Annotated in this window: 23 protein-coding genes; 12 read left to right on the top strand and 11 right to left on the bottom strand. The window is 43.1% G+C overall.

Going from position 1 to position 26,164, the window contains the following annotated elements; genetic code table 11:
* Positions 1 to 3: 3 nt before the first annotated feature.
* From QNM18_RS02035 to QNM18_RS02005, 7 genes are all read right to left on the bottom strand, one after another.
* A complete protein-coding gene (locus QNM18_RS02035) occupies positions 4 to 678 on the bottom strand; it encodes a M15 family metallopeptidase (RefSeq protein WP_211009434.1) in 675 nt (224 codons plus the stop codon).
* Positions 675 to 1,826, bottom strand: a complete 1,152-nt coding sequence (dapE, locus tag QNM18_RS02030; RefSeq protein WP_211009435.1) for a succinyl-diaminopimelate desuccinylase — start codon at positions 1,824 to 1,826, stop codon at positions 675 to 677. Before dapE ends, QNM18_RS02035 begins: the two co-directional genes overlap by 4 nt.
* A complete protein-coding gene (locus tag QNM18_RS02025) occupies positions 1,823 to 2,170 on the bottom strand; it encodes an ArsC family reductase (protein ID WP_211009436.1) in 348 nt (115 codons plus the stop codon). The genes dapE and QNM18_RS02025 overlap by 4 nt, the downstream gene beginning before the upstream one ends.
* Complete coding sequence (locus QNM18_RS02020) at positions 2,167 to 2,673, bottom strand: PTS glucose transporter subunit IIA (RefSeq protein ID WP_211009437.1); 507 nt, start codon at positions 2,671 to 2,673, stop codon at positions 2,167 to 2,169. The genes QNM18_RS02025 and QNM18_RS02020 overlap by 4 nt, the downstream gene beginning before the upstream one ends.
* On the bottom strand, positions 2,673 to 3,053 hold the full coding sequence (locus QNM18_RS02015) for an ACT domain-containing protein (protein ID WP_023399310.1): 381 nt from the start codon (positions 3,051 to 3,053) through the stop codon (positions 2,673 to 2,675). Before QNM18_RS02015 ends, QNM18_RS02020 begins: the two co-directional genes overlap by 1 nt.
* Before the next feature lie 116 nt (positions 3,054 to 3,169).
* Positions 3,170 to 5,314 carry a phosphate acetyltransferase gene (pta, locus tag QNM18_RS02010; RefSeq protein ID WP_211009438.1) on the bottom strand — a complete coding sequence of 715 codons (2,145 nt, stop codon included), beginning with the start codon at positions 5,312 to 5,314 and terminating at the stop codon, positions 3,170 to 3,172.
* A gap of 2 nt (positions 5,315 to 5,316) precedes the next feature.
* Entirely contained in the window at positions 5,317 to 6,516 is a 1,200-nt protein-coding gene (locus QNM18_RS02005; protein WP_284136157.1) for an acetate kinase, read from the bottom strand.
* A 152-nt stretch (positions 6,517 to 6,668) separates the two neighbouring features.
* Between QNM18_RS02005 and yfbV the strand changes: the two genes are divergently transcribed.
* Positions 6,669 to 7,115 (top strand): terminus macrodomain insulation protein YfbV, encoded by a 447-nt coding sequence (gene yfbV / locus QNM18_RS02000; RefSeq protein ID WP_023399313.1) that lies wholly within the window; start codon positions 6,669 to 6,671, stop codon positions 7,113 to 7,115.
* 443 nt (positions 7,116 to 7,558) lie between these two features.
* Here yfbV and rlmA read toward each other — a convergent pair whose 3' ends face one another.
* Genes rlmA through xthA form a run of 3 tightly spaced genes read right to left on the bottom strand, consistent with a single transcriptional unit; the run spans position 7,559 to position 9,839 of the window.
* The gene (rlmA, locus tag QNM18_RS01995; RefSeq protein ID WP_284136156.1) at positions 7,559 to 8,368 is read right to left on the bottom strand and encodes a 23S rRNA (guanine(745)-N(1))-methyltransferase; all 810 of its coding nucleotides are present in this window, start codon (positions 8,366 to 8,368) and stop codon (positions 7,559 to 7,561) included.
* Positions 8,365 to 8,988, bottom strand: a complete 624-nt coding sequence (locus QNM18_RS01990) for a hypothetical protein (RefSeq protein ID WP_211009441.1) — start codon at positions 8,986 to 8,988, stop codon at positions 8,365 to 8,367. Before QNM18_RS01990 ends, rlmA begins: the two co-directional genes overlap by 4 nt.
* A 41-nt stretch (positions 8,989 to 9,029) precedes the next feature.
* On the bottom strand, positions 9,030 to 9,839 hold the full coding sequence (gene xthA, locus QNM18_RS01985) for an exodeoxyribonuclease III (protein ID WP_211009442.1): 810 nt from the start codon (positions 9,837 to 9,839) through the stop codon (positions 9,030 to 9,032).
* 238 nt (positions 9,840 to 10,077) lie between these two features.
* Between xthA and QNM18_RS01980 the strand changes: the two genes are divergently transcribed.
* The 3 genes from QNM18_RS01980 to yccX all read left to right on the top strand — a co-directional run bounded on the left by QNM18_RS01980 (position 10,078) and on the right by yccX (position 13,841).
* Positions 10,078 to 10,521, top strand: coding sequence for an exonuclease III (locus QNM18_RS01980; RefSeq protein ID WP_284136155.1), 444 nt, complete (start codon positions 10,078 to 10,080; stop codon positions 10,519 to 10,521).
* A 210-nt stretch (positions 10,522 to 10,731) separates the two neighbouring features.
* Positions 10,732 to 13,398, top strand: a complete 2,667-nt coding sequence (locus QNM18_RS01975) for a TonB-dependent receptor plug domain-containing protein (RefSeq protein WP_284136154.1) — start codon at positions 10,732 to 10,734, stop codon at positions 13,396 to 13,398.
* A gap of 176 nt (positions 13,399 to 13,574) precedes the next feature.
* Positions 13,575 to 13,841 carry an acylphosphatase gene (gene yccX, locus QNM18_RS01970; protein WP_211009445.1) on the top strand — a complete coding sequence of 89 codons (267 nt, stop codon included), beginning with the start codon at positions 13,575 to 13,577 and terminating at the stop codon, positions 13,839 to 13,841.
* Between the two features lie 142 nt (positions 13,842 to 13,983).
* On the opposite strand, the gene QNM18_RS01965 is transcribed toward yccX, so the two are convergent.
* Positions 13,984 to 15,270 (bottom strand): citrate synthase, encoded by a 1,287-nt coding sequence (locus tag QNM18_RS01965; protein ID WP_211009446.1) that lies wholly within the window; start codon positions 15,268 to 15,270, stop codon positions 13,984 to 13,986.
* A 415-nt stretch (positions 15,271 to 15,685) separates the two neighbouring features.
* Here QNM18_RS01965 and sdhC point away from each other — a divergent pair, with 415 nt between their 5' ends.
* The 8 genes from sdhC (at position 15,686) to sucD (ending at position 25,530) form a co-directional block, all read left to right on the top strand.
* Positions 15,686 to 16,063 (top strand): succinate dehydrogenase, cytochrome b556 subunit, encoded by a 378-nt coding sequence (gene sdhC, locus QNM18_RS01960; RefSeq protein ID WP_155250762.1) that lies wholly within the window; start codon positions 15,686 to 15,688, stop codon positions 16,061 to 16,063.
* Complete coding sequence (sdhD, locus tag QNM18_RS01955) at positions 16,054 to 16,401, top strand: succinate dehydrogenase, hydrophobic membrane anchor protein (protein WP_211009447.1); 348 nt, start codon at positions 16,054 to 16,056, stop codon at positions 16,399 to 16,401. The genes sdhC and sdhD overlap by 10 nt, the downstream gene beginning before the upstream one ends.
* Entirely contained in the window at positions 16,402 to 18,174 is a 1,773-nt protein-coding gene (sdhA, locus tag QNM18_RS01950; protein WP_023399323.1) for a succinate dehydrogenase flavoprotein subunit, read from the top strand.
* Between the two features lie 10 nt (positions 18,175 to 18,184).
* Positions 18,185 to 18,910, top strand: a complete 726-nt coding sequence (locus QNM18_RS01945) for a succinate dehydrogenase iron-sulfur subunit (RefSeq protein ID WP_023399324.1) — start codon at positions 18,185 to 18,187, stop codon at positions 18,908 to 18,910.
* Positions 18,911 to 19,000: 90 nt separating this feature from the next.
* Positions 19,001 to 21,814 (top strand): 2-oxoglutarate dehydrogenase E1 component, encoded by a 2,814-nt coding sequence (sucA, locus tag QNM18_RS01940; protein WP_211009448.1) that lies wholly within the window; start codon positions 19,001 to 19,003, stop codon positions 21,812 to 21,814.
* Positions 21,815 to 21,824: 10 nt separating this feature from the next.
* Positions 21,825 to 23,306 carry a 2-oxoglutarate dehydrogenase complex dihydrolipoyllysine-residue succinyltransferase gene (gene odhB / locus QNM18_RS01935; RefSeq protein ID WP_284136153.1) on the top strand — a complete coding sequence of 494 codons (1,482 nt, stop codon included), beginning with the start codon at positions 21,825 to 21,827 and terminating at the stop codon, positions 23,304 to 23,306.
* Between the two features lie 185 nt (positions 23,307 to 23,491).
* Positions 23,492 to 24,658: an ADP-forming succinate--CoA ligase subunit beta gene (sucC, locus tag QNM18_RS01930; RefSeq protein ID WP_023399327.1), complete on the top strand. Its 1,167-nt coding sequence runs from the start codon at positions 23,492 to 23,494 to the stop codon at positions 24,656 to 24,658.
* Entirely contained in the window at positions 24,658 to 25,530 is an 873-nt protein-coding gene (sucD, locus tag QNM18_RS01925; RefSeq protein WP_023399328.1) for a succinate--CoA ligase subunit alpha, read from the top strand. Before sucC ends, sucD begins: the two co-directional genes overlap by 1 nt.
* Positions 25,531 to 26,164: the final 634 nt, after the last annotated feature.

Raw genomic sequence — 26,164 nt, 5'->3', positions numbered from 1 at the left:
TGCTTAACTATTGGCAATGTTAGTTACAAACTGACTATACAGCCTTGGCAAGTTTTCTAGTATTGCTGCTTTTCCTAACACATCGTGTGTTTCTATTGCTTTGTAAATTGCGCTCAGTGAAACCTGATCCATCATGGTTTTAGATGTTTCTATATGACTGATATGCCAAGGCTCTTCAGCGACACCACCTCTAAATTTGTCATAAGGCCTGAAAAAGCCAAATTTCTGTAAAGAGCTGTCAAGCCAACATGCGAAGTCATAAAATGGGCCGTCAAATTGATATTCCCACGGTTCCAGCTGCAGAGACTGCTCCGGCTGTAGGTAGTTGCTAGCGTAAACATCGAAGTCGCTGCCAAAGTGATGACGACTGGTTCCCGGGAGTGCTGAAAAGAGCATAATCGCTTCGACAACTTTTGCTTCGCTTAAGGCTGAAATGTCGACGGTGTCGTTATTTTGGTCGAGAACAGGACGTTGCCCACTAAACTTAGCGTTCCAAATCATACTTTGGCGATGAAAGTCTCGATAAGACGAAGCAATGGTAAAATCGAAACCAGCTGATTTAGCCGCTGCGTTTAGTGCGTCTAAACTCTCAACAACCTGCGCATGTACAAGCTGCCCTTGATAATCTACTAGGTGTGTTTGATCTAACCCGAGTGCTTGAAGCTGCGCAGTTTTCATTTAGGGTTTGCCAATAACTTTTCTAGTATCGACTCGTAAATGAGTGCAAGGTCATCGAGAGACTTGGCACACACGTGTTCATCTACTTGATGGATTGTTTTATTGATTGGACCAAGCTCAATTACTTTGCAGCCTGTTTGTGCAATAAATCGTCCATCTGAGGTTCCGCCTGTTGTCTCGGCATTGGCTGTTACGCCAGTGACTTCTTTAATTGCATCGAGCGTAACATTGAGTAACTCGCCAGGTTCAGTTAAAAACGGCAGCCCGTTAACCGTCCAGTTAAGTTCATAGTCTAGCTGGTGTGCTTTGAGTATGTCATTGACGCCATTTTGTAAGTCTTCTACGCTCAATTCTGTGCTAAATCTAAAGTTAAATTGAACCTCAACCGTACCTGGAATAACATTTCCTGCGCCAGTACCACCATGAATATTTGAAATCTGAAAGCTGGTTGCAGGAAAGTATGCGTTACCTGTATCCCAAACTTTGCTACTCAGTTCGGCCAAAGCTGGTGCAACATCATGAATTGGATTTTTCGCTAAGTGAGGGTAGGCAACATGACCTTGAATGCCTTTCACCGTTAGGTGACCCGTTAACGAACCACGCCGACCATTCTTTACAACGTCACCAAGCGTATCTCTTGAAGACGGTTCTCCAACCAAACACATATCTATTTTTTCATTACGTGCTTCGAGTAAATCAACCACTTTTGTGGTGCCATTGATAAAAGGACCTTCTTCATCAGAGGTAATTAAAAAACTAATTGAACCTGTGTGATTAGGGTACTTTGCAACAAAACGTTCGGTAGCAACCACCATGGCTGCGAGGGAGCCTTTCATATCGGCCGCTCCTCGACCATGCAAAACCCCATTCTCAACCAGCCCTGCAAAAGGGGGATGTCGCCAGTCTTTTTCGTTACCGACTGGTACAACATCAGTGTGGCCAGCAAAACAAAAGTGCGGGCCTTCGGTTCCTCTTCGCGCCCAAGTGTTGAGCGTATCAATGAAAAAGTGCTCTTCAATGTTGAAGCCTAGTTTTTCAAGACGGCTGTTGATCAGGTTTTGGCAACCTGCATCTTCGGGGGTGACGGAAGGGCGCTGGATCAGCGCCGAAGCGAGTTCTATAACATCACTTAGAGGTTGTTGGCTCATTTAAATATCTCTTGATACTGTGCTGCTTTGAAGCCAATATGAAGTTCAGAATTACGCTGCAAAATAGGGCGCTTGATCATCGCTGGAGATTCCAGCATATACTGCTTTGCTGATGTTTCATCTAAATTCTGTTTTTGCTCTTCACTCAGTGCACGATATGTAGTGCCGCGCTTGTTTAACACAGTTTCCCAACCCAGTTGTGCAACAAAGCTGTCTAATAGCTCTGGGGTTAAGCCATCTTTCCGGTAATCGTGAAAAGCGAATTCTACGTTGTTGTCTTGGAGAAACTTTTTGGCTTTTTTGATAGTGTCACAATTTGGAATGCCGTATAAAACTATACTCATAATTTACTAGCTCTTGATAATGTTATGAGCGGATCTTTGCCCGCATTGACTTGATTCAATGGATAATAACATGGCCCCAATTTATCTGCATTTAGAATTACTAAGGTGCCAGTAATAAGCAGATCTTGAGGTATATCGTAATAACAGAGAATGTCTCCAGACTTTATGTGTTTTTTACCAATGCTGTGTTTTAGCAGGTTTTCCATTTTCTGATATTCGCTTGGAATGTTTAGATGCAAAAGCAAATGTAATCCAGAGTCTGCTCGGATCACAAACTCCCCCCCTTGTTGGCTAACTTTTACAATGTTTCCGTTGCAAGGAGATATCATAAGTGCTTGATTCATTTTAACACACACGCCACTGCCAATCATACCTGATGAGAAAAGTGAGAGTGGATGCTGGGTTAATGGGAATACTTTACCAGTAAAAGGGCTTGCAATATGTAGTAGTGGGTTTGCTATTTGCGTAATTGGCGCATAGTTGATTGGTTTAGAAAAAATCATTAAACAAAAAGGTAACCGTCTTTTCTGAGTGCTTGAATTGCATTATTGAGCTGTTGCTCTTTAACCAGAATATAGTCTGTATCGTAAGTTGAGATAGAAAAAATAGAAACATTTGCACTGGCCAATACACCGGAAATGTTAGACATAATACCAGTAAGAGAAAAGCCCAAAGGGCCGATAATTTCAATCGCTCGCCAGTACGGCTCAGCTGCAAAACTTTCGATGTCGATGTCGGATGGGCACACAATTGATAGCTCTTCACTGGTTTTGGCAATGAAGAATATGTCTGATTTAAGCACATTAGTAGGGATGCCAGCATCGCTATCTAGGCTGTGGATCGTAAAGTCTTGTTGTAGTACTTGTAGCGTTTGTTTTGACATACTTGCGCTCTAACTGCATCGACTCATTCATAGTATAGGCAAGTAAAGTGAAAAGAAACCCTTTTATTTAGGGAGTAGACCGTTTCTACTCCCTTGATACCCTTAAGAAAGGCCTATTATGGGCGCTGGGCTGCTTGAATCGCCGTTAATGCAATTGTGTATACGATGTCATCAACTAGAGCTCCTCGGCTCAGGTCGTTGACAGGCTTTCGCATACCTTGGAGCATTGGACCTATACTGATCAAATCGGCACTTCGCTGCACAGCTTTATAGGTTGTATTACCAGTATTCAAATCAGGGAATACGAATACAGTTGCTTTGCCCGCCACTTTGCTGTTTGGCGCTTTTTTCCGAGCAACATTTTCCATAATAGCGGCATCGTATTGAAGAGGGCCGTCAATATCAAGATCAGGGCGTTTTTGCTGAGCTAACTTGGTTGCTTCACGCACTTTGTCAACATCAGCGCCTTGGCCAGAAGTACCTGTACTATAACTAATCATTGCCACTTTTGGTTCGATACCAAATGCCGCCGCAGAGTCTGCCGATTGGATCGCAATATCAGCAAGTTGCTCAGCTGTGGGGTCTGGGTTAATGGCGCAGTCACCATAAACTAGCACTTGGTCGGGTAATAGCATGAAGAATACTGAGCTGACTAACGATGAGTCAGGCGCCGTTTTGATTAGCTGTAACGGAGGACGTATGGTGTTTGCAGTTGTATTGACGGCACCCGATACCAGACCGTCAACCTCATCTTCAGCTAACATCATAGTGCCTAAGACCACGTTGTCTTGCAGTTGCTCAGCGGCGACTACTTCTGTGAGACCTTTATTTTTGCGAAGCTCAACCATTGGCGCGATGTAGTTATCAACCGCTTTTTGTGGGTCAAGTATCGTGACGTTTTCATTCAGAATCACGCCTTGCTGTGCTGCAATACGCTGAATTTCGTCATGATCACCTAGTAAAACTGTTTTTGCTATTCCTCGCTCACCACAAATTGCAGCAGCTTTGATGGTGCGTGGCTCATTGCCTTCTGGTAATACAATCGTCTTGTTGGCTCGACGAGCTTGATCGGTCAACATAAACCGAAATGCTGGTGGAGATAGTTTGCGAGTACGTGCGATCCCTTGCGAAAGGCTATCAAGCCAGTCTGGATCAATATGATCGGCATTGTGCTGTTTTACTTTATCGATACGTTGCTCGTCATCTGCGGGCACTTCCATATTGAAGTTATGCAAAAGTAATGACGTGCGCCAAGTGTCCGCTTCGGTCGCAAGAATCGGTAATCCCGTGTTCATTGCTTGCTCACACAGTTCCATTATACGAGGTTCAGGCTTAAAGCCACCAGTTAGCAGTATCGCGCCAAGCTTTGTGCCGTTCATTGCTGATAAACAAGCTGCAACCAATATATCTGAACGATCGCCTGGTGTAACGAGTAAAGCGCCAGGTGTGAAGTGGTTCAGAATGTTTGACACGGTACGTGCACAAAATGTCACTCGGCGCAGTCGTCTATGCGCCATATCACCTGCGTTAATCACTTCTGCTTGCAGATATTCACTTAAATCTCTCACTCGAGGCGCTACTAAATCAAAGTCCCAGGGGATAGCGCCAAGTAACATAAACGGATGCTTGCGGAAGATAGGCAGAGAGGCCAAACGATTCATCTCGTTTTCGAGTTGGTCAGGCTCGTGCTGATCGACCAAGTCTGCTCTCGCCCGGCCATCTTCATCAAGAGGGGCATTAACTTTGTTAAAAATACATCCTAAAACACGTGCATGGTCAATTCCGCCATAGTTGCCCGAGGCAATTTCTAAGCGATCTTCAAGCTGATCATTTGTGTCATTTCCCGGTGTTAATACAAATACGATATCTGCGCCCAAGGTTTGTGCTATCTCACGGTTTACTCGGCCCGCGTAGGGTTGTTTCCGAGTAGGTACCATACCTTCTATGATAGCTACTTCATCGTCTTGTACACTGCTTTCAAAGCGTTCAACGATTTCTTCCAGTAAATCGTCACCTTTGCCATCACCGATCATTTGCTCTGCATAGTGCAACTCAAATGGAGTGGGGGGGGCAATTGATGATCCTTGTTTGATAATTAACGTCGACTTTTCAGGGCCTACATCGGCATTACGTGGTTGAGCAATTGGTTTGAAAAAATTAACTTTAACTGCCTTTTGCTCTAGTGCGCGGACTAACCCGACAGAAACAGATGTTAAACCAACCCCTGTTGAGATTGGGATAAGCATGATCCTACGACCCATAGTTATTGCTCCCCAGCAAGCATGGCTGCATCTTGCGCGATAACAAGTTCTTCATTGGTTGGAGTTACAAGGGCGGTTGGTACTGACACTCCATCAGTGATTACCCCTTCATTACCAAAGCGAGCAGCTAAGTTTCGCTCGTTGTTTAGTTTAAAGCCTAGGAAGCTAAGTTGTTCTAAAACACTTGCACGAATTACATCAGAGTTTTCGCCTATCCCTCCAGTAAACACAAGTGCATCAATGCCACCTAATGGCACCGCAAAGCTCGCGATTTGCTTTGCTAGTCTGAAACAGAAAATATCTAGCGCTAGCTGGGCTTTTTCGTGGCCTTCTGCCGCACTTTCTTCAATTGTACGGCAGTCGTTAGATAACTCACTGAGACCGAGTAAACCGCTTTCTTTATTTAATAAAGTGTCAATTTGCTTTGCCGTATAGTTTAGTTGATTCACCAAGTACGCAAATAAACCTGGGTCAATATCGCCACTACGAGTGCCCATTACAAGCCCCTCAAGAGGTGTTAAGCCCATGCTGGTGTCTACTGATTTACCATCTTTAACTGCACAGACTGAGCAGCCATTGCCAAGGTGGGCAGTAACTATTTTAGATGGTTTGTCATTTAAGCCTAATTGTTCTATGGCTTGTGCCGATACGAAGTAGTGGCTGGTGCCATGAAAGCCGTAACGCCTGATGCCGTGCTTTTCATACAATGCATAAGGTAGCGCATACAGGAACGCTGTTGGTTCCATCGTCTGGTGAAAGGCGGTGTCAAATACTGCTATTTGAGGCAGTTTTGAAAATGCAGCGCTTGCGGCTTCTATACCAAGTAAATTGGCGGGGTTGTGCAATGGCGCAAGGTTTGCTGTTTGCTTGATAGCTTCAAGGACTGTATCGGTGATTAAAGCCGACTTGGTAAAGTGCTCACCGCCATGAACGACGCGGTGCCCTACAGCAACAAGCTGCTGGTCAAGTTTGAGAGATTTTACTAATTCGACCAGTTTATTAATGGCGACTTCATGTGCGTCTCCATTAGACAAAGAGATAATGTGCTTTTGGCCATTAACTTTGTATTTGATTTGAGGTGAAGCTTCACCTAAGCGTTCCGCTAACCCGGATAAATGCTCTTTTGCAGAGCTCGAGTCTATGATTGCAAATTTGAGGCTAGAACTGCCACAATTGAGGACCAAAACATGCGACGATGACATAATGACTTTCCGTTTTGACAATAAGAGTAGTTGCGTATTAAGCTAAATGGTGAAGTTCAATCAGCATTACACTTAATACTAAGGTATAATTGACATGTATGACCGTAATTTTACCTTATTTTTTTGAGAAAAGTTAGCACCTAGGAGTTATGATGCAGAAAAGTCTTATTTCACAAGTGCAACTGGGTCGGCAATATGCCAAAGAGTGGCCAATGCGTAAGGAACTTGCTCCCTTATTTCCTGAATTTAGGGTGATAAAGGCAACCGAATTGGCGTTACAAACGATGCCTATACTTGCGTTATTCACTGTGTTTTTTCAAACCAGCCAACTAGGAATGGACTATCTACCTCAGTCAATTGCAATTGCTTTATTCTTTTTAACATTACCTGTGCAAGGTTTGTTGTGGTTAGGTAAGCGATGTGATACTTCATTGAATCCCGCGTTATCTTCATGGTACAGAGATTTGTATCAAAAAATGGTCGCAAATGGTTATCAGGGAAATATCTGCACCCGAAAACCAACTTACAGAGAGTTAGCGAAACTACTCAGTGATATGTTTGAAAAAATGGATAAAGCATTTACTAAAGAAAACTTGTAGTTTTGATTGCGCACACCTGAAAAGGTGTGCGTAGCAACACACAAGTGCCAAAATGCCTTTCACTACATAGTGGCAACGTATTCACCGAAAAACACCTCTTCTTCGGCTGAAAGAAGCTCTTCTTGTTGAGGCTTTTAATCAGTAATAAGGTAGCGCACTTCAACTTTAAACACTTAATTGCTTTGCTTGTTGAAACCGGTTAGGGTATTCATTGGTTTCAATTCCATTACGTCCATGGCTAGCTAGTGATTCCGCTTACATTGTGATTTATTCGCCCCTTTCGGATATCCGAAGTAGTTTAATGTCGACAGAAAACGGCCCTGCTCGTTGGAGCTATAAGTGAGTCCATAGGTATTAGATAGGGTTTTGGTGTGCAGAAAACACCTAATCCCGGGAGGAATGATTGGACCGCTATTTAGCACAAAACGATCCAACCTCCAACATCAAGACGATTGCTTTTTATACTGCGTAATCAAAAAAGAAAACGTAATTTGGTGTGTGGTATTTTGTGCTAATTCTTCAAAGTGAGAAGCTTTAAACTTCCATGCAAATGGTGTCATCTTTATCAAGTTTTCCACGACATCTATTGCTACACTTTGGCGTTCTTCCACCAATGTTTGTTCAATCACTTCAAATCCCTCGGGGCAGGGGGGCGCATCGTGTAAACGCACATCATCATATATCTTTTGCTTTAGCTCGAAGAGGTGTTTAGGCCCAGGCCCTACGACAACTAGCATACCGTCTGGTTGTAATAATCTTTTTGACTCGTGTGAAAAAACTGGGGCGAAGATACTCAAAACGATGTCTGTTTGTGCCTCTTTGAAAGGGGCATCTTTGCTCGATGCGACGCTGAAGTGCGGTTTTCTATAGCGCTTAGCTGCAAATTTTACTGCTGGTTTACTGATATCTAACCCGTACACAGAGGTTGAGTCAGGAAGTGCAGCTGCCACAGCTTGGGTGTAGAAGCCTTCTCCACATCCTAAGTCAACAACCATTTTGGGTGACTTTTTAGCGATCAACTCGGCAAGTGATTGTTGCAAAAAGGTATAGTGGTTTGTAGCGAAGAATGCTCGCCTTGCCTGCACCATATCTAAATTATCACCTGGGTTTTTAGAGCGTTTAAATTGCACTGGAAGAAGGTTTACATAGCCTTCTTTTGCAAAGTCGAATTGATGACGATTTTTGCAGCTCAGTGTGTTGTTTGTTTGATTTAATTGCTCTGAGCAAATGGGGCAGCGATAATCTAATGTCATCTATCTAAGTATTCCTGATCGTAAAAAGTTCTGACCCAATGGGGCCGATAGGTGATCATCAATGTGATCGCCATACCATTTAACATGGCCTCTGGAAACCACATGATCACCGAGTAAAACAAATAATTATATTGAAGTGTTTGCCAATCATACTGGCCTAAAGACCAATAGTAGAAGCTTGTCAGCACTATTTTACTCGCTGCAACAAGGCCTGCGCAAATGAAAGCACAAACAAAAATATAAATAAAAAAATGTCTAGGTAGGTAGTGGTAGCAAATAGCAAACAATGCATAACTTATATAAACAGGAATAATCCCCGTTAGAAGCCAAAAGGAGAAAAACTCAATTGAGCTTTCTGCAAATGCGTAATGGAGCAGTGATGCGAGCAATGTACTGAGTAAAGAAAGCCGCCACCCCAACACTAAGGTAACAGCTGTAATCGCTAAAATATGGATATCTAAAAACGGTAAAATTCCAGCCTTTACCTGCCATAAAATAGCCATAACAAGTGCACAACATAAAACGCCTGTTTGTCTCTGCGGAGTTTTGAGCAACGCGAGAAATTGCGCTTTATCAAAACTGACTGCAAATGCGAGCAGACAAATTAGCGTTGTTGCCATCAACTGTTACCTATATTTACTGGGTTAACTACCTTATGTGCTTAAACGTCAAAAGTGGCCCAAATTGGAGCGTGATCTGACGGCTTTTCAATACCTCTAAGCTCATAGTCTATGTCGCTTTCAATACAAGATGACATCAGACTTTTAGTTGCGAGTACCACATCTATACGTAAACCACGGTTATCATTAAAACCTTTAGAGCGATAGTCAAACCACGAATATTTATCTTGGGCGTCAGGTGTAAGCTCTCGGAAGGTATCTTTTAAACCCCAATCCATAAGCGTTTTTAACCATTCGCGCTCTTCAGGTTGAAACGAACACTTGCCAGTTTTCAACCAACGTTTCATATTGGGCTCGCCAATGCCAATATCATCGTCCGTCGGGGAGATATTGATGTCACCCATAACAATAAGGTTAGCGTCTGGAGATTCATTCGTATTGAGGTGGGTCATTAAATCTTTATAAAATTGGCGTTTGTACGGGAATTTTGTTTCATGACTTATATTATCCCCCTGAGGGAAGTAGCCATTCATCACAGTCACTTCCTGACCATTATCGCTTTCAAATACACCAGTGATCATACGTTTTTGTGCATCTTCTGTATCAGTCGCAAATCCTTTTTGAATAGATTTGGCTGGCTTTTTCGACATAAGCGCAACACCGTAATGGGCCTTCTGGCCATGAAAGTAGACGTGATAGCCCATTGCTTCTATGTCATCGACGGGAAATGCTTCATCGTGCACCTTGATTTCCTGTAAGCCGATTACATCTGGCTGGTGTTTGTCTATTAATGCTTGTAATTGGTGAAGTCTAGCTCTGAGGCCATTGATATTGAAGGAGATTATTTTCATAAATAGGATTCGTCAATAAATAAAATCGAGTGTATCACTTTTGCTGCCCAGATAGGTGAAAAGTTTACTGTTTCACGTCTATAGATTGTTAAATTTTGCGATCTATTTAAAGAGTTAAAGCGAGACGATTATGAATATGTTAATTGATCATTAAATACTCAGAAAAGTTTAATTTTATCATTTACAGGGTGAAATCTGGTTATATAATGCGCAGCAATTCGTTCATTTGAGGTAAATTATGTTTAAGTCTTTCACTGTTGCAGCTCTTATTTCTCTAACGTCAACGACAGTTTTTGCATCTGAAGCACACAGCTTTAAAGCTGATGACGCATCAACAATTTCTAGAGTGTGTGAAGTAGCGGCAAATCAGGGTCTAAGCGCAGCTCGTAAAGAAGGTGCACGACATGGTGTATTTATTTCTCGCTTTTCTGAAACCGTAAGATGTAATGGTGAAGATATTCGTACATTTGCTAAAACTCAAAGTGAAGTTCAAACAGAAAAACAAGCTAGCAAATCAAAATTAGTTGCAAAAAATTCTTCAGTCGCAACTGAATTATGTATGAAGGCGGCTAAAGAGGGTATAGAAAGTTTAAAAGTATACCGTGGCCAAGCTAGAAGCCTTAAATGTAATGATCTACCAGTTAAGCAGTTTGTTCAGCAAATAAACAAAACTGCACTGTAAGTATAAAGATAAAATACTTAGATTAAGCCCAGCAAACTTGCTGGGCTTTTTGTTTTCCATACCTAAACTCCACTCTAAACTCTCGATTTTACCTAGTCGATTCGTTTACATTTTGTAAATTAAACCTCTCTTAAATGTGTTTTTATTGTTTTTTCTATGTGTTATAAAGGTTAAAAAGATGTTTTTAATACACTACGGAGAATAAAGATAATGAGAAAGGGGATTACGCTAATTGCATCTGCAGTCGGTATTGCTTTACTTGGGGGGGCAAGCCCAAGTTTTGCAAACGACAATGAAGTAGAACGTATTGAGATCACGGGATCACATATTAAACGTTCTGATTTAGAAGGGCCTTCACCAATCCAAACAATCTCGGCAGGAGATTTGGCTGCAACGGGCTCGACAGATCTAATAGGGGCTTTACAAAAATTACCAGTGGCTGGTGCTGGTACGTTTAGTACACAGGGCAACTCCAGTGATGACACCGCAAATGGCGGCTCAAGTGTTGCATTAAGAGGTTTAGGTGCGTCTTCAACGTTGGTTTTGATCAATGGTCGAAGAGTAGCGGTTAGCCCTTTTGCGAAAGATATTGAAACGTCTTTCGTTGATTTAAACACAATACCCGTTTCATCAGTAAAACGCATTGACGTACTAAAAGATGGAGCGTCAGCAACTTATGGTTCAGATGCTGTTGCAGGTGTTATCAATATTATTTTACGTGACGATATTGATGGTTTTGAAATTGCCGGCAAAATATCTGATACAGCTGATGGTGGAGCAGAAGAAGAAAATTTCACGTTACTATGGGGCAGCTCGACTGATAAGGGACATCACAACTTTTCACTAGATTATTTTAAGCGTGGTGATGTTTTTTATGCTGATAGAGATTATGCGTCTACGGCAGATCAAAGATTTCGTGGTGGTAATAATGCACTGAGTTCATCTGGTATCCCTGGAAGCATCGAAGTTGTACGAAGCCAACTCACTGATGCACAATGGGAAGCACTTCCAGTCACACGAGTCGAAGATGATGGAACGAAAGTAAGACAGACTATTTTTGCCGATGTGTGGGGCAATGATAAATGCCCGGAAAACATGATAATTGGTGATATTTGTCGTTATGATTATGCGCCTCATATGACACTTATTCCGTCTACCGAACGGATCAGCTTTAACTACAATGGCGTTCAAGAGATCATGGACGGTGTGGAAGGATTTGCTGAGTTTTCAGCGCAACATACTTCCACGTTTATTCAAGGTGCAGCAAGTCCAAGTTTTACAGAATTGAATATGGCCGGGGACAACCCGAATCACCCATTGGCAGATCAGCCCGATCACTTCTTGCACGGCGTAGATATTTCTATGCGACGACGTACAGTAGATATCGGTAACCGTAAAAAGGATGTAGATTCAGAGTATTACCGCGCTGTAATGGGAATGCGTGGTGAGTTTAAAGAGTGGGAGTGGGAGTTTGCTTACTCAGCCATCCGTTCAAGTGCGGTTGAAAAAGGCTTTGATGGTTTTCCTAATAAGCTAAGAGCACAGGCTGAAATAGACAACGGTAACTGGAACCCATTTGAGCCAAGCCAAAATTCTCAAGCCACTTTAGATAGAATTGAAACAACCACAACGCGTTACGGTGCATCAACAATGCAGTCATTTGACGCGACAGTCTCTGGTGAGCTTTTCGAACTCGGTGATGGCTATGTGGCCGCAGCATTTGGTTTAGAGCATCGTTATGAAAAAATCGAGGATAATCCTGACAGTCAGTACTTGAATGGTGAAATATTTGGTACTGAAGCAACGCAAGCAAATGGGGATAGAGACAATACCGCTTTATTTGCCGAATTTATCGTACCAGCCACTGAAAATTTAGAACTACAATTGGCACTTCGTTATGAAGATTACAGTGATTTTGGTAACACAACAGATCCAAAAGTTGCTTTCCGTTGGACACCAATAGAAGAAATTGTTGTGCGTGGTTCTTGGGGCACCGCATTTAGAGCACCATCACTGGTACAGCTCCACTTAGGTAGAACTGATGAATCACCAAGTGTGATTGACCGAGAGCGCTGTAAAATAACTAAGGATCCACTGGATTGTGAACCATTTGAATACACAGCTGAAGTTGCGGGTAATAAAAACCTACAGCCTGAAGAGTCTACAAACTACAACTTAGGTATTGTTTGGCAGGCTACAGATGACTTTAGTGTGGGTCTTGATTACTGGAATTACGATCAGGACAATCTAATTAAAAAAATTGGTGCACAGGATATTGTCGACTGTTGTGGCGATGATCCTAAGTTAGTCGTACGTGAAGCGAGTACTGGTGGTACGCCTGGGCGTATTCGACTGATCAACGATACGTTTGTCAATATTGGTGGCAGAAAGACAGATGGTATCGATGTTGATTTAGAATATCGACTTCCGACAAAAGACATGGGTGAATTTAAGTTTGGATATAACGTAACTTATGTTTTGAACTTTGACGAAGAGCTTATTCGAACGGATGAAAATGGCAATTCGGTTTCGGTTATCGAAGATGAAAATGGTGAATACCAACATCCAGATCTGCGTTGGAATGCACGTGTTGATTGGGCACTTGATGATTGGGTAGCAAACTTCAGTGTTAATTACATCAACTCTTACAATGATCTGGCGGATAGCGATGGAAATAAGTTTGAGATAGATTCTTGGACAACAATAGATACCAGTGTTACTTATATTGGTTATGAGCAGTTAACTGTGACTGTTGGTGCAGCTAACCTGACGAATGAAGAAGCACCATTTGCACCTTCTGAGTCCATGGGGGTTGACAATAAAACGCATAGTATATTGGGCCGTCAGGCTTACTTGAAGTTCGCTTATAAGTTTTAAATAGAACTAAATCTCTCAAACGCCCGGTAAAACTGTCAGTTTTATCGGGCGTTTTGTGTTTTGCGGCTATGCATCTGTATTGAATGAGTTCAGAGTTAAAATCTTATCGTGATTTTTCTTCAACAATTCTCACATCAAACCTATGCTTACTCCTAAGACATTAAGAGATAAATATTATGCATTCAAGCAGGTTTATAGTGACGGGCGTAGTGCAAGGAGTCGGATTTAGGTATCACACAAAGATAAAAGCTTCCGCATTAGGGCTAGTTGGTTACGCAAAGAATTTACCGGATAGAAGTGTTGAAGTGATAGCGACTGGGCACATTGAAAAAATTTCAGAGCTAGCATCTTGGCTGGAAAAAGGGCCGACAATGGCAAAGGTTGATTCAGTGAAGAGAGAAGATATTGACGTGGAAATGTCAGAAAACTTCGAAATATTTTAAATATTATTTATTTTTTTCGGATGCGGTGGGGTGCTTTCTTTGTACATTATTCTATACGTTTTTAGGTGGAGGGTAAAAATAATACAGTTTTCAAATAAAAAAAGAGGCTGTTTAGCCTCTTTTTTTCAATAATCATGAACGATTAACGCTCACCTTGGCCTTTATAATCGCGCGCTGTGTAGCCAGTGTATAGCTGACGAGGGCGACCAATTTTGTGACCAGCTTGAGAAAGCATTTCATTCCAGTGAGAGATCCAACCAACAGTACGAGACATTGCAAAGATCACTGTGAACATGCTTGTAGGGATACCAATCGCTTTAAGAATGATACCTGAGTAGAAGTCTACGTTCGGGTATAGTTTCTTCTCGATGAAGTACGGGTCTTCAAGCGCAATTTGCTCAAGTTTCATTGCAACGTCTAGCAGTGGATCTTGAATGTTTAGCTCTTTAAGTACTTCATGACAAGTTTGACGCATTACTGTAGCACGTGGGTCAAAGTTCTTGTAAACACGGTGACCAAAGCCCATTAGGCGGAACGGGTCGTTCTTGTCTTTTGCTTTTGCTACGTACTCGTCGATACGATCAACAGAGCCAATTTCTTCAAGCATTGTTAGACATGCTTCGTTTGCACCACCGTGCGCTGGGCCCCATAGTGAAGCAATACCAGCAGCAATACATGCGTATGGGTTTGCACCTGAAGAGCCTGCAAGACGTACAGTTGACGTAGATGCATTTTGCTCATGGTCAGCGTGAAGCATGAAAATACGATCCATTGCTTTAGCTAATACAGGGCTAACTTTGTATTCTTCAGCTGGTACAGAGAACATCATATGTAGGAAGTTTTCTGCATAGCTAAGGTCGTTACGAGGGTAAACAAACGGCTGGCCTACATTGTACTTGTATGCCATAGCTGCAATAGTTGGAAGTTTTGCAACTAACTTAGTTGCACAACGCATACGCTGCTCTGAGTCTGAAATATCCAAATCATCGTGATAGAAAGATGAAAGCGCACCCACTACACCACATAGCATTGCCATAGGGTGAGAATCAACACGGAAGCCTTGGAAGAATGCTGCAATCTTCTCGTGCATCATAGTGTTACGAGTGATCTCGTCAGAGAAAGTACTTAGCTGCTCTGCGTTTGGTAGTTCACCGTTTAATAGTAAATAGCAAAGCTCAATGTAGTTTGAGTTTTCTGCAAGTTGTTCGATCGGGTAGCCGCGGTGAAGAAGTACACCTTTTGCACCATCAATGTAAGTAATAGATGATTCACAAGAGCCAGTCGACATGAAACCAGGGTCGTATGTGAAGAAGCCGTGGGCACCTAACGTACGAACGTCGATAACGTCTTGGCCTGCTGTGCCAGAGTGGATCGGTAGTTCGATTGGATCGTGCCCATCAATATGGACTGTGGCTTTCTTATCTGCCATCTATCTTATCTCCTATGAAATAACAACATTCTGATTGTTATGTTGTGATACTAATGTTAAGCAAATTCAGATCATTGTAACTTATAAATGGGGTGAAAAGTCAATTTTTCTAAGAATTATGCAAAAATGTATAATAAGTATTCTAACCAGATTAAATATTATACCATTGGCTAATTCGCAAGCGTACGAAACTAAACAAGAATTGTAAAAACACGCATAGCCTTATATACTGTCAACGGTTTTATACCGTGTCGTCTGTGGGTAAACCTATTTTTACATCGAAGTTTTACAGGCAAGTGATCTTTTAAGTGTTTAAACAGGTTTATCTAGAGTGTGCCATTTGTGCATGTCGTGCAAGTGGGTTGATAAAAACAAGTAGATGAAGCTCTTATCGAGCAAAGATGGGCAAGTAACTGTGAAAAAGCAAAGACCTGTAAATCTAGATCTTACGACTATATCTATGCCAGCAACGGCAAAGGCGTCGATCTTACATCGTGTCACTGGTGTCGCGTTGTTCTTCGCGTTGACTTTTGTCATTTGGGCGTGGTCTGAATCTCTCTCTTCTCCTGAAGGTTTTGAATTTGTGAAAGGGCTAATGACTGGCTTTATTGCGAAATTCATTGCGTGGGGCACCTTGGCTGTATTGTCTTACCACATCATTGGCGGTATCCGTCACATGATCCAAGACATGGGCCACTGGGAAGAGTTAGAGTCGGGCAATGCAAGTGCTAAAATTGCAATCGCCATTTGGGTAATCGTTGCGATTCTTGGTGGAGTGTGGATATGGTCTTAAATCAAGCAACTCTGAAACGTGATGGTGTACAAGATTATGTATCACTTCGCGCAACAGCATTAATTATTGCAGCATATGCTGTATTTATCGTGGGCTACTTAGCGTTAACTCCTGAATTAACGTATGAAGCGTGGACTGGGTTATTTGACAACCTAGCCATGAAAGCTGCAACTATGATTACACTCGTTTGTATTATGGTTCATACTCGTATTGGTCTTTGGCAGGTTTTAACTGACTACGTCAACTGTGCAACAATGCGTTCAGTTTTAGGCTTTGTATTAAATCTAATGGCACTTGCATATGTTGCTGTTGGTTTGTTTGTTCTGTGGGGTGTTTAAGTGAAATATAATGTCCGTGAATTTGATGCTGTAGTTGTCGGAGCCGGCGGTGCTGGTATGCGTGCTGCACTTGCTATTTCTGAGTCAGGCAAGACATGTGCTCTTATCTCTAAAGTATTCCCAACTCGTTCTCACACAGTTTCTGCGCAAGGTGGTATTACAGTAGCACTTGGTAATTCTCATGAAGATAACTGGGAATGGCACATGTACGATACTGTCAAAGGTTCTGATTACATCGGTGACCAAGACGCTATCGAGTACATGACTAAAACGGGTCCAGAAGCTATTACTGAATTAGAAAACATGGGCCTACCATTTTCACGTTTTGAAAATGGCCGTGTTTATCAGCGTCCTTTCGGTGGTCAGTCTAAAAACTTTGGTGGTGAACAGGCTGCGCGTACAGCGGCAGCTGCTGACCGTACTGGTCACGCGTTACTTCACTGTCTATACCAGCAAAATGTTAAAAACAAGACAAACGTATTCTCTGAGTGGTATGCATTAGACCTTGTTAAAAATGACAAGGGTGATGTAGTTGGTGTTACTGCGATCGAAATCGAAACTGGTGAAGTAGTTTACTTCAAGTCTAAAGCTGTTGTATTAGCGACAGGCGGTGCAGGTCGTATTTACGCGTCAACAACCAATGCACACATCAATACTGGTGACGGTGTTGGTATGGCGGTTCGTGCAGGCATCGGCATGCAAGACATGGAGATGTGGCAGTTCCACCCAACAGGTATTGCAGGCGCAGGTACGCTTGTAACTGAAGGTTGTCGTGGTGAAGGTGGTTACCTTCTAAATAAAGACGGCGAGCGTTTCATGGAACGTTATGCGCCTAACGCAAAAGACCTTGCTGGTCGTGACGTTGTAGCACGTGCAATGATGACTGAGATCCGTGAAGGTCGTGGTTGTGACGGCCCGTGGGGTACTCACATTAAGCTTAAGCTTGACCACTTAGGTGAAGAAATGCTTAACCTACGTCTTCCAGGTGTTTGTGATCTGTCTAAGACATTTGCTCACGTAGATCCTGCTGAAGAGCCAATTCCGGTAATCCCTACATGTCACTACATGATGGGCGGTGTACCTACTAACGTAAATGGTCAGGTGCTAGACGTAGATAGCAATGGCAATGAGCGTATTGTAGAAGGTCTATTTGCAGTAGGTGAAATCGCTTGTGTATCTGTACACGGCGCGAACCGTTTGGGTGGTAACTCACTGCTTGACTTAGTTGTATTTGGCCGTGCTGCGGGTAACTTCTTAGGCACTTACTTGAAAGACTTTGAGTCAACTGGTGAAGCTTCTAAAGACGATGTTGATGAAGCGTTTGCTCGCTACAATCGTTGGGAATCATCAGAAGTTGGCAAAGGCGAAGACCCAGTTCAAATCAAGAAAGATTTGCAAGAGTGTATGCAGCTTAACTTCTCAGTATTCCGTGAAGGTGATGCTATGGCTGACGGTCTTAAAGAACTTAAAGAGATCCGTGACCGTCTTCAGTATGCACGCCTTGACGACAAGTCAACTGAGTTCAACACACAGCGTATCGAGTGCTTAGAACTTGATAACCTTATGGAAACAGCGTATTCGACAGCCGTTGCTGCAAACTTCCGTACAGAAAGCCGTGGTGCTCACTCTAGATTTGACTTCCCAGAGCGTGATGATGAGAACTGGCTATGCCACTCAATGTATCACCCACAAAGTGAGTCAATGACAAAGCGTGATGTTAACTTTGCGCCGACTACGCGTGAAGCATTCCCACCTAAAGCTCGTACGTACTAGGAGTTAAACGATGGCAACAGCAACTTTAGAATTATCTGTTTATCGTTACAACCCAGATGTTGATACTGCACCTCGTATGCAGGAATACAAACTTGAGGTTGAAGAAGGCCGTGACATGATGGTGCTTGATGCACTACTTATGTTGAAAGAGCAAGACTCAACACTTTCTTTCCGTCGTTCATGTCGTGAAGGTGTATGTGGTTCTGATGGCGTAAACATGAATGGTAAAAATGGCCTTGCATGTATTACACCACTGTCAGCTCTACAAAAGAACGGCAAAGGTAAAATTATCATTCGTCCATTACCTGGTCTTCCAGTAATTCGTGACTTGGTAATTGACATGAGTCAGTTCTACACTCAATACGAAAAAGTAAAACCTTACTTGATCAATGATAAGCCAACAGGCGGTGAAGAGCGTCTTCAAAGTCTTGAAGATCGTGAAAAGCTTGATGGTTTATATGAGTGTATTTTATGTGCATGTTGTTCAACTTCATGCCCATCATTCTGGTGGAACCCAGATAAATTTATCGGTCCTGCTGGACTTCTTCATGCGTACCGTTTCTTGGCTGATAGCCGCGACACGGCAACTGAAGAGCGTTTGGCTGGTCTTGATGACGCGTTCAGCGTATTCCGTTGTCACAGTATCATGAACTGTGTTAGCGTTTGTCCGAAAGGTTTGAATCCAACCAAAGCAATTGGACATATTAAATCTATGCTATTAAACCGTTCGGTTTAAAGCTTAGTATTATCTTAAGATGGCATGCATGACATGCCATCTTGTTTTCGTTTAAGTTTAAGTTTCTGCGCTAGAGAAAAGGGCTAATAAATGCACGAAGGTGTGATGAAAGCATGGCTGGAATCTTCTCACTTATACGGCGGCAACGTTGCATATGTAGAAGATTTATATGAGGCGTATCTAGATGATGCGGCTTCAGTGCCAGAAGAATGGCGAGAAGTGTTTGATCAACTACCTAAAGTAGAAGGTGTTGATGTTGATATTAAACATTCCGATGTAAGAGCACAATTTGCTGAGCTTGCTAAGAACAAACACAGAGAAGTAGTAGTTTCTGCAGAAGGTGCGGCAGATGCAAAACAAGTGCGTGTGTTGCAGCTTATTAATGCATTTAGATTTAGGGGCCACCAAAACGCCAATCTAGACCCATTGGGTCTATGGCAACGTGACCGAGTGAGAGAACTCGAGTTGGCTTACCACGATTTAGATGATGTGGATCTCGATAAAGAATTCAATATTGGCTCTTTTGCTTGTGGCAAAGAGACAATGAAGTTAAAAGATTTATACGCTGCACTTAAGTCCACATATTGTGGTTCTGTAGGCGCAGAGTACATGCACATCACATCAACCGAAGAAAAACGCTGGTTACAACAACGCTTAGAAGCCGGTTTCTCAAAGCCCCAGTTCAGCAAAGAAAACAAACTACGCTTATTGCAAGGCTTAATCGCAGCTGATGGTCTTGAAAAGTATCTTGGTGCTAAATTCCCAGGTGCAAAGCGCTTCTCACTGGAAGGTGGTGACGCACTAGTGCCAATGCTTAAAGAGCTTGTACATAGAGCAGGTGAAAGCGGCCAAGAAGAAGTTGTAATTGGTATGGCGCACCGTGGTCGTCTAAACGTACTAGTTAACGTTTTAGGTAAGAATCCACAGGAATTATTTGACGAATTCGCTGGTAAATACGGTGAGTCGGCGGGTTCTGGTGATGTTAAATACCACATGGGTTTCTCTTCTGATTTCTCAACTCAGGGTGGCGATGTTCATATGGCATTGGCTTTTAACCCGTCTCACTTAGAAATCGTAAACCCAGTGGTCATGGGCTCAGTAAGAGCACGTCTAGACCGTTTAAACTGTGCAAGTGGCTCTAAAGCATTGCCAATTACCATTCATGGTGACTCAGCAATCGCTGGACAAGGTGTTGTACAAGAGACCTTTAACTTATCTAAGACTCGCGCTTATGGTGTAGGTGGTACAGTACGTATCGTTGTAAACAACCAAGTTGGTTTTACAACATCTAAGGCAGAAGATACACGCTCAACAGAGTACTGTACTGATATTGCTAAGATGGTTCAGGCTCCAATCTTCCACGTTAACTCTGATGATCCTGAAGCGGTTGCATTCGTAACACAAGTTGCGCTTGATTTCCGTAACAAGTTTAAGCGTGATGTTGTCATTGATTTAGTGTGTTACCGTCGTCACGGTCACAACGAAGCTGATGAGCCAAATGCTACTCAGCCTCTAATGTATCAAAAGATCAAAAAGCACCCAGTACCTCGTCAATTATATTCTGACAAGTTAGTAGCTGAAGGTGTACTTTCTGCACAAGAAGCTAAGCAACTAGCTGACGACTACCGCAACGGTTTAGACAATGGCGAGTGTGTAGTTGCTGAAATTCAGCCTGAAACTAAGCATTCTTCAGAATGGTCTAAATACGTAGGTCACGATTGGGATACACCATACGAGACTGAAGTATCTGTAGACAAGCTCAAAGAGCTTGGTGAAAAGGTTGCTAGCTATCCTGAAGAGCACAAAGCGCAGTCTCGTGTTAAGAAAATCTATGATGATCGTAAAGCGATGGCTACAGGTGACAAACCACTTGATTGGGGTATGGCTGAAACACTGGCATACGCGACAATGGTTGACCAAGGCACTGACATTCGTTTAACAGGTCAAGATTCTGGCCGTGGTACTTTCTTCCACCGTCACGCTGTTGTTCACAACCAAATTGATGCATCTACTTATTTACCGTTGCAAAACATCAGCCCAGAGCAGGGTACTTTTGAGGTTTATGACTCAGTACTTTCTGAAGAAGCTGTACTTGCATTCGAATATGGTTATGCGACAGCAGAGCCTACTTCACTGGTTCTTTGGGAAGCTCAGTTCGGTGACTTCGCAAACGGTGCTCAGGTTGTATTTGACCAGTTCTTAAGTTCTGGTGAGCAAAAGTGGGGCCGTCTATGTGGCTTGACTCTGTTGCTACCTCATGGTTATGAAGGTCAAGGTCCTGAACACAGTTCAGCACGTCTTGAGCGATACTTGCAACTTTGTGCAGACCACAACATGCAAGTGTGTGTTCCGACTACGCCTGCACAGGTTTATTCAATGTTACGTCGTCAATCGGTTCGTCCGTTACGTCGTCCATTGATTGTTATGACGCCAAAGTCATTGTTACGTCATCCTTTAGCAGTTTCAAGTTTGGAAGAGCTTTCTGACGGCGTATTCCATAATATGATCGATGAAATTGATGATATTAAGCCTGAAAATGTTGAGCGCGTTGTATTCTGTAGCGGTAAAGTTTACTACGAACTACTTCAAGAGCGTCGCAAGCTTGAGCTAAACAATGTTGCTATCGTACGTGTTGAGCAGTTATATCCGTTCCCTCACAAAGAGATGGATGAGATTATGGCTCGCTACCAGCATGTTAAAGATTTCGTATGGTGTCAGGAAGAGCCACAGAACCAAGGCGCTTGGTACTGCTCTCAACACCATTTCTGGGAAGCAATCCCTACTGGTGCAAACCTAACTTATGCTGGTCGTAAGGCTTCAGCAGCACCTGCTTGTGGTTATATGTCTACCCATACTAAAGAACAAAACGCGTTGATTGCTGACGCATTAACAATTAAAAAATAAGGAATAAGAGATGACAACCGAAATTAAGGTGCCTGTTCTTCCTGAGTCAGTTGCAGACGCAACCGTCGCAACTTGGCATGTAAGCGTTGGTGATACGGTTAGCCGTGACCAAAACCTAGTTGACATCGAAACTGACAAAGTCGTTTTAGAAGTTGTTGCACCTGAAGACGGTGTAATTGTTGCTATTTCTGAAGAAGAAGGCGCAACTGTATTAGGTGAGCAAGTAATTGCACAAATCGGTGCTGCGGGCGCAGCACCTGCTCAATCAAATGAACAACCAGCAGCGCCAGCAGCGGCGCCAGCAGCAGAAGGTAAAGAAGTGGACATTAAAGTACCAGTACTTCCAGAGTCAGTAGCAGACGCTACAATCGCAACTTGGCACGTACAACCAGGTGAGGCTGTAAGCCGTGACCAAAACCTAGTTGACATCGAGACTGACAAAGTTGTTTTAGAAGTTGTTGCACCTGAAGATGGTGTAATGGGTGAACACTTGCACGCTGAAGGCGACACAGTTCTTGGCGAGCAGGTTATTGGTAAACTTTCAGCGGGTGGTGCACCAGCAGCTCCAGCAGACGCAGCTCCTGCGGCTTCTGATGAAAACGCTGACGTACTTACTCCATCAGTTCGTCGCCTAATTGCAGAAAAAGGTCTTGATGCTTCTCAAATCAAAGGCTCTGGTAAAGGTGGTCGTATCACTAAAGAAGACGTAGATGCCTTCTTGAAAGCTCCTGCAGCAAAACCTGCTGCAGCTCCTGCTAAAGCAGCGGCAGCTCCAGCGGCACCAGTAGGTGATCGTACTCAAAAACGTGTTCCTATGACTCGTTTACGTAAGACAATTGCTAACCGTCTTCTTGAAGCAAAGAACTCTACTGCAATGTTAACTACGTTCAACGAAGTAAACATGAAACCAATCATGGATCTTCGTAAGCAGTATAAAGATGTATTTGAAGAGCGTCACGGCATCCGTCTTGGCTTCATGTCTTTCTACGTGAAAGCGGTAACTGAAGCACTTAAGCGCTTCCCTGAAGTAAATGCATCAATCGATGGCGATGACATCGTATACCACAACTACTTCGACATCAGCATCGCTGTTTCTACACCTCGTGGTCTAGTTACACCAGTACTTCGTGATTGTGACAAGTTATCTGTTGCTGAAATCGAAAAGGGTATTCGTGAGTTAGCACTTAAAGGCCGCGACGGTAAGTTAACTGTTGATGACATGACTGGTGGTAACTTCACTATCACTAACGGTGGTGTATTCGGTTCATTACTTTCTACGCCTATCATCAACCTACCTCAGTCTTCGATTCTTGGTATGCACAAAATCCAAGAGCGCCCGATGGCTGTAAACGGTAAAGTAGAAATTCTACCAATGATGTACCTAGCGCTTTCTTATGACCACCGTCAAATCGATGGTAAAGAATCAGTTGGTTTCTTAGTAACAATCAAAGAATTACTAGAAGATCCAACTCGTCTACTTCTAGACGTTTAAGCGAAAGATTAAATCTTAAGCTGTATGTGTGCAATTAAGCAACATACAGCTTTTTTTTTGCGCCTTTGGTCTAACTGGGGTTTTCTTACTACGCCTTGGGATCTATACTATGGGCGCAATTTGGGATAGCTGATTATTTGCATAAATATTCAGCATTTTTAGTATAAAAAATTGGATAAAGCATCATGAATTTGCATGAGTATCAGGCAAAACAACTTTTTGCCGAATATGGTTTACCTGTATCTGAGGGTTACGCTTGTGACACTCCTCAGGAAGCAGTTGAAGCTGCTGGTAAGATTGGTGGCGACAAGTGGGTCGTTAAATGTCAAGTACACGCGGGTGGCCGTGGTAAAGCTGGCGGTGTTAAGCTAGCTGATAGCAAAGACGAGATCCGCGCATTTGCTGAAAACTGGTTAGGTAAAAACCTAGTGACTTACCAGACTGACGAAAAAGGTCAGCCTGTTGCTAAGATCCTTGTTGAAAGCTGCACTGATATTGCAAATGAGCTATACCTTGGTGCTGTTGTTGACCGTGCTTCACGTAAAATCGTGTTCATGGCTTCAACTGAAGGTGGTGTAGAAATCGAGCAAGTTGCTGAAGAAACACCAGAACTTATTCACAAAGCTGAAATCGATCCACTAGTAGGCCCTCAGGCATACCAAGGTCGTGAGCTTGGCTTCAAGCTTGGTCTTAACCCAGCTCAGATCAAACAGTTCACTAAGATCTTCCTAGGTCTAGCGAACATGTTCATCGATCATGACTTCGCACTTCTAGAGATCAACCCTCTAGTAATCACTGACGAAAACAACCTACACTGCCTAGACGGTAAGATTGGTGTTGATGGCAACGCGCTATTCCGTCAGCCTAAGATCCGTGAATTCCACGATCCTTCACAAGAAGATGCACGTGAAGCTCACGCTGCAAGCTTCGAACTTAACTACGTTGCTCTAGACGGTAACGTTGGTTGTATGGTTAACGGTGCAGGCCTAGCGATGGGTACAATGGACATCGTAAACCTACACGGTGGCAAGCCAGCTAACTTCCTAGACGTTGGTGGCGGCGCGACTAAAGAGCGTGTATCTGAAGCATTCAAGATCATCCTTTCAGATGACAATGTGAAAGCAGTACTTGTAAACATCTTCGGTGGTATCGTTCGTTGTGACATGATCGCTGAAGGTATCATTGGTGCAGTTAAAGAAGTTGGTGTAAGCGTACCAGTAGTTGTACGTCTTGAAGGTACTAACGCTGAAGCTGGCCGTGAAGTACTAGCTAACTCTGGTCTTGACATCATCGCTGCTGAATCACTAACAGATGCTGCAGAGAAAGTAGTTGCTGCTGCGGAGGGCAAATAATGTCTGTACTAATTAATAAAGATACTAAAGTAATCTGTCAGGGTTTCACTGGTGGTCAGGGTACTTTCCACTCTGAGCAAGCTATCCAGTACGGTACGCAAATGGTTGGTGGTGTATCACCAGGTAAAGGCGGCCAAACTCACCTAGGTCTTCCAGTATTCAACACTGTACGTGAAGCTGTAGAAGCTACTGGTGCAACTGCAACAGTAATCTACGTTCCAGCAGCATTCTGTAAAGACGCTATCTTAGAAGCTATCGACGGTGGCATTAAGCTAATCGTTTGTATCACTGAAGGCATCCCTACACTTGATATGGTTGATGTTAAAGTGAAGCTAGAAGAAACTGGCGTTCGCATGATCGGTCCTAACTGCCCAGGTGTTATCACTCCGGGTGAGTGTAAAATTGGTATCATGCCTGGTCACATCCACTTACCAGGTAAAGTAGGTATCGTATCTCGTTCGGGTACTCTTACTTACGAAGCAGTTAAGCAAACTACTGATGCTGGTTTCGGTCAGTCTACTTGTGTTGGTATCGGTGGTGATCCAATCCCAGGTACTAACTTCATCGACGTACTAGAAATGTTCCAGAACGATCCTAAGACTGAAGCAATCGTAATGATTGGTGAGATCGGTGGTACAGCAGAAGAAGAAGCTGCAGAGTACATCAAACACAACGTGACTAAGCCAGTTGTTTCATACATCGCTGGTGTTACTGCTCCTCCGGGCAAGCGTATGGGTCACGCAGGTGCAATCATCTCAGGTGGTAAAGGTACTGCTGATGAGAAGTTCGCAGCTCTAGAAGAAGCAGGCGTTAAGACTGTTCGTTCTCTAGCTGAGATCGGTTCTGCACTTAAAGAAAAAGCTGGTTGGTAATTACATTACCACTCAGGTAAAAGGCTCCTTAGGGAGCCTTTTTTGTATAATATGACCCGTCCTAAATAGCACGATGTGATCCTGAGCTCACTTCGCTCGCTGTCATCCTGAACTTGATTCAGGATCTATGTTTTTAAAGTGAACTTAGCAATGAAGGTGATGACATCATCAACTGTCAAAATTACCCATTTCACCTTGCGCAAAGCAAATGAACTCACGTCGCACGATGTCATCCTGAACTTGATTCAGGATCTATGTTTTTAAAGTGAACTTAGCAATGAAGGTGATGACCTCATCAACTGTCAAAACTACCCATTTCAACTTGCGCAAAGCAAATGAACTCACGTCGCACGCTGTCATCCTGAACTCACTTCGCACGATGCCATCCTGAACTTGATTCAGGATCTATGTTTTTAAAGTGAGCTCAGCAATGGAGGTGATGACCTCATCAACTGTCAAAACTCCCCATTTCACCTTGCGCAAAGCAAATGAACTCACGTCGCACGCTGTCATCCTGAACTTGATTCAGGATCTATGTTTTTAAAGTGAACTTAGCAATGAAGGTGATGACCTCATCAACTGTCAAAACTACCCATTTCAACTTGCGCAAAGCAAATGAACTCACGTCGCACGC

This window comes from Pseudoalteromonas obscura (assembly GCF_030135505.1).
Classification (GTDB): domain Bacteria; phylum Pseudomonadota; class Gammaproteobacteria; order Enterobacterales; family Alteromonadaceae; genus Pseudoalteromonas; species Pseudoalteromonas obscura.
Note: the sequence above shows the minus strand (reverse complement) of the source record. Positions and strands in the feature narration are given on the sequence as shown.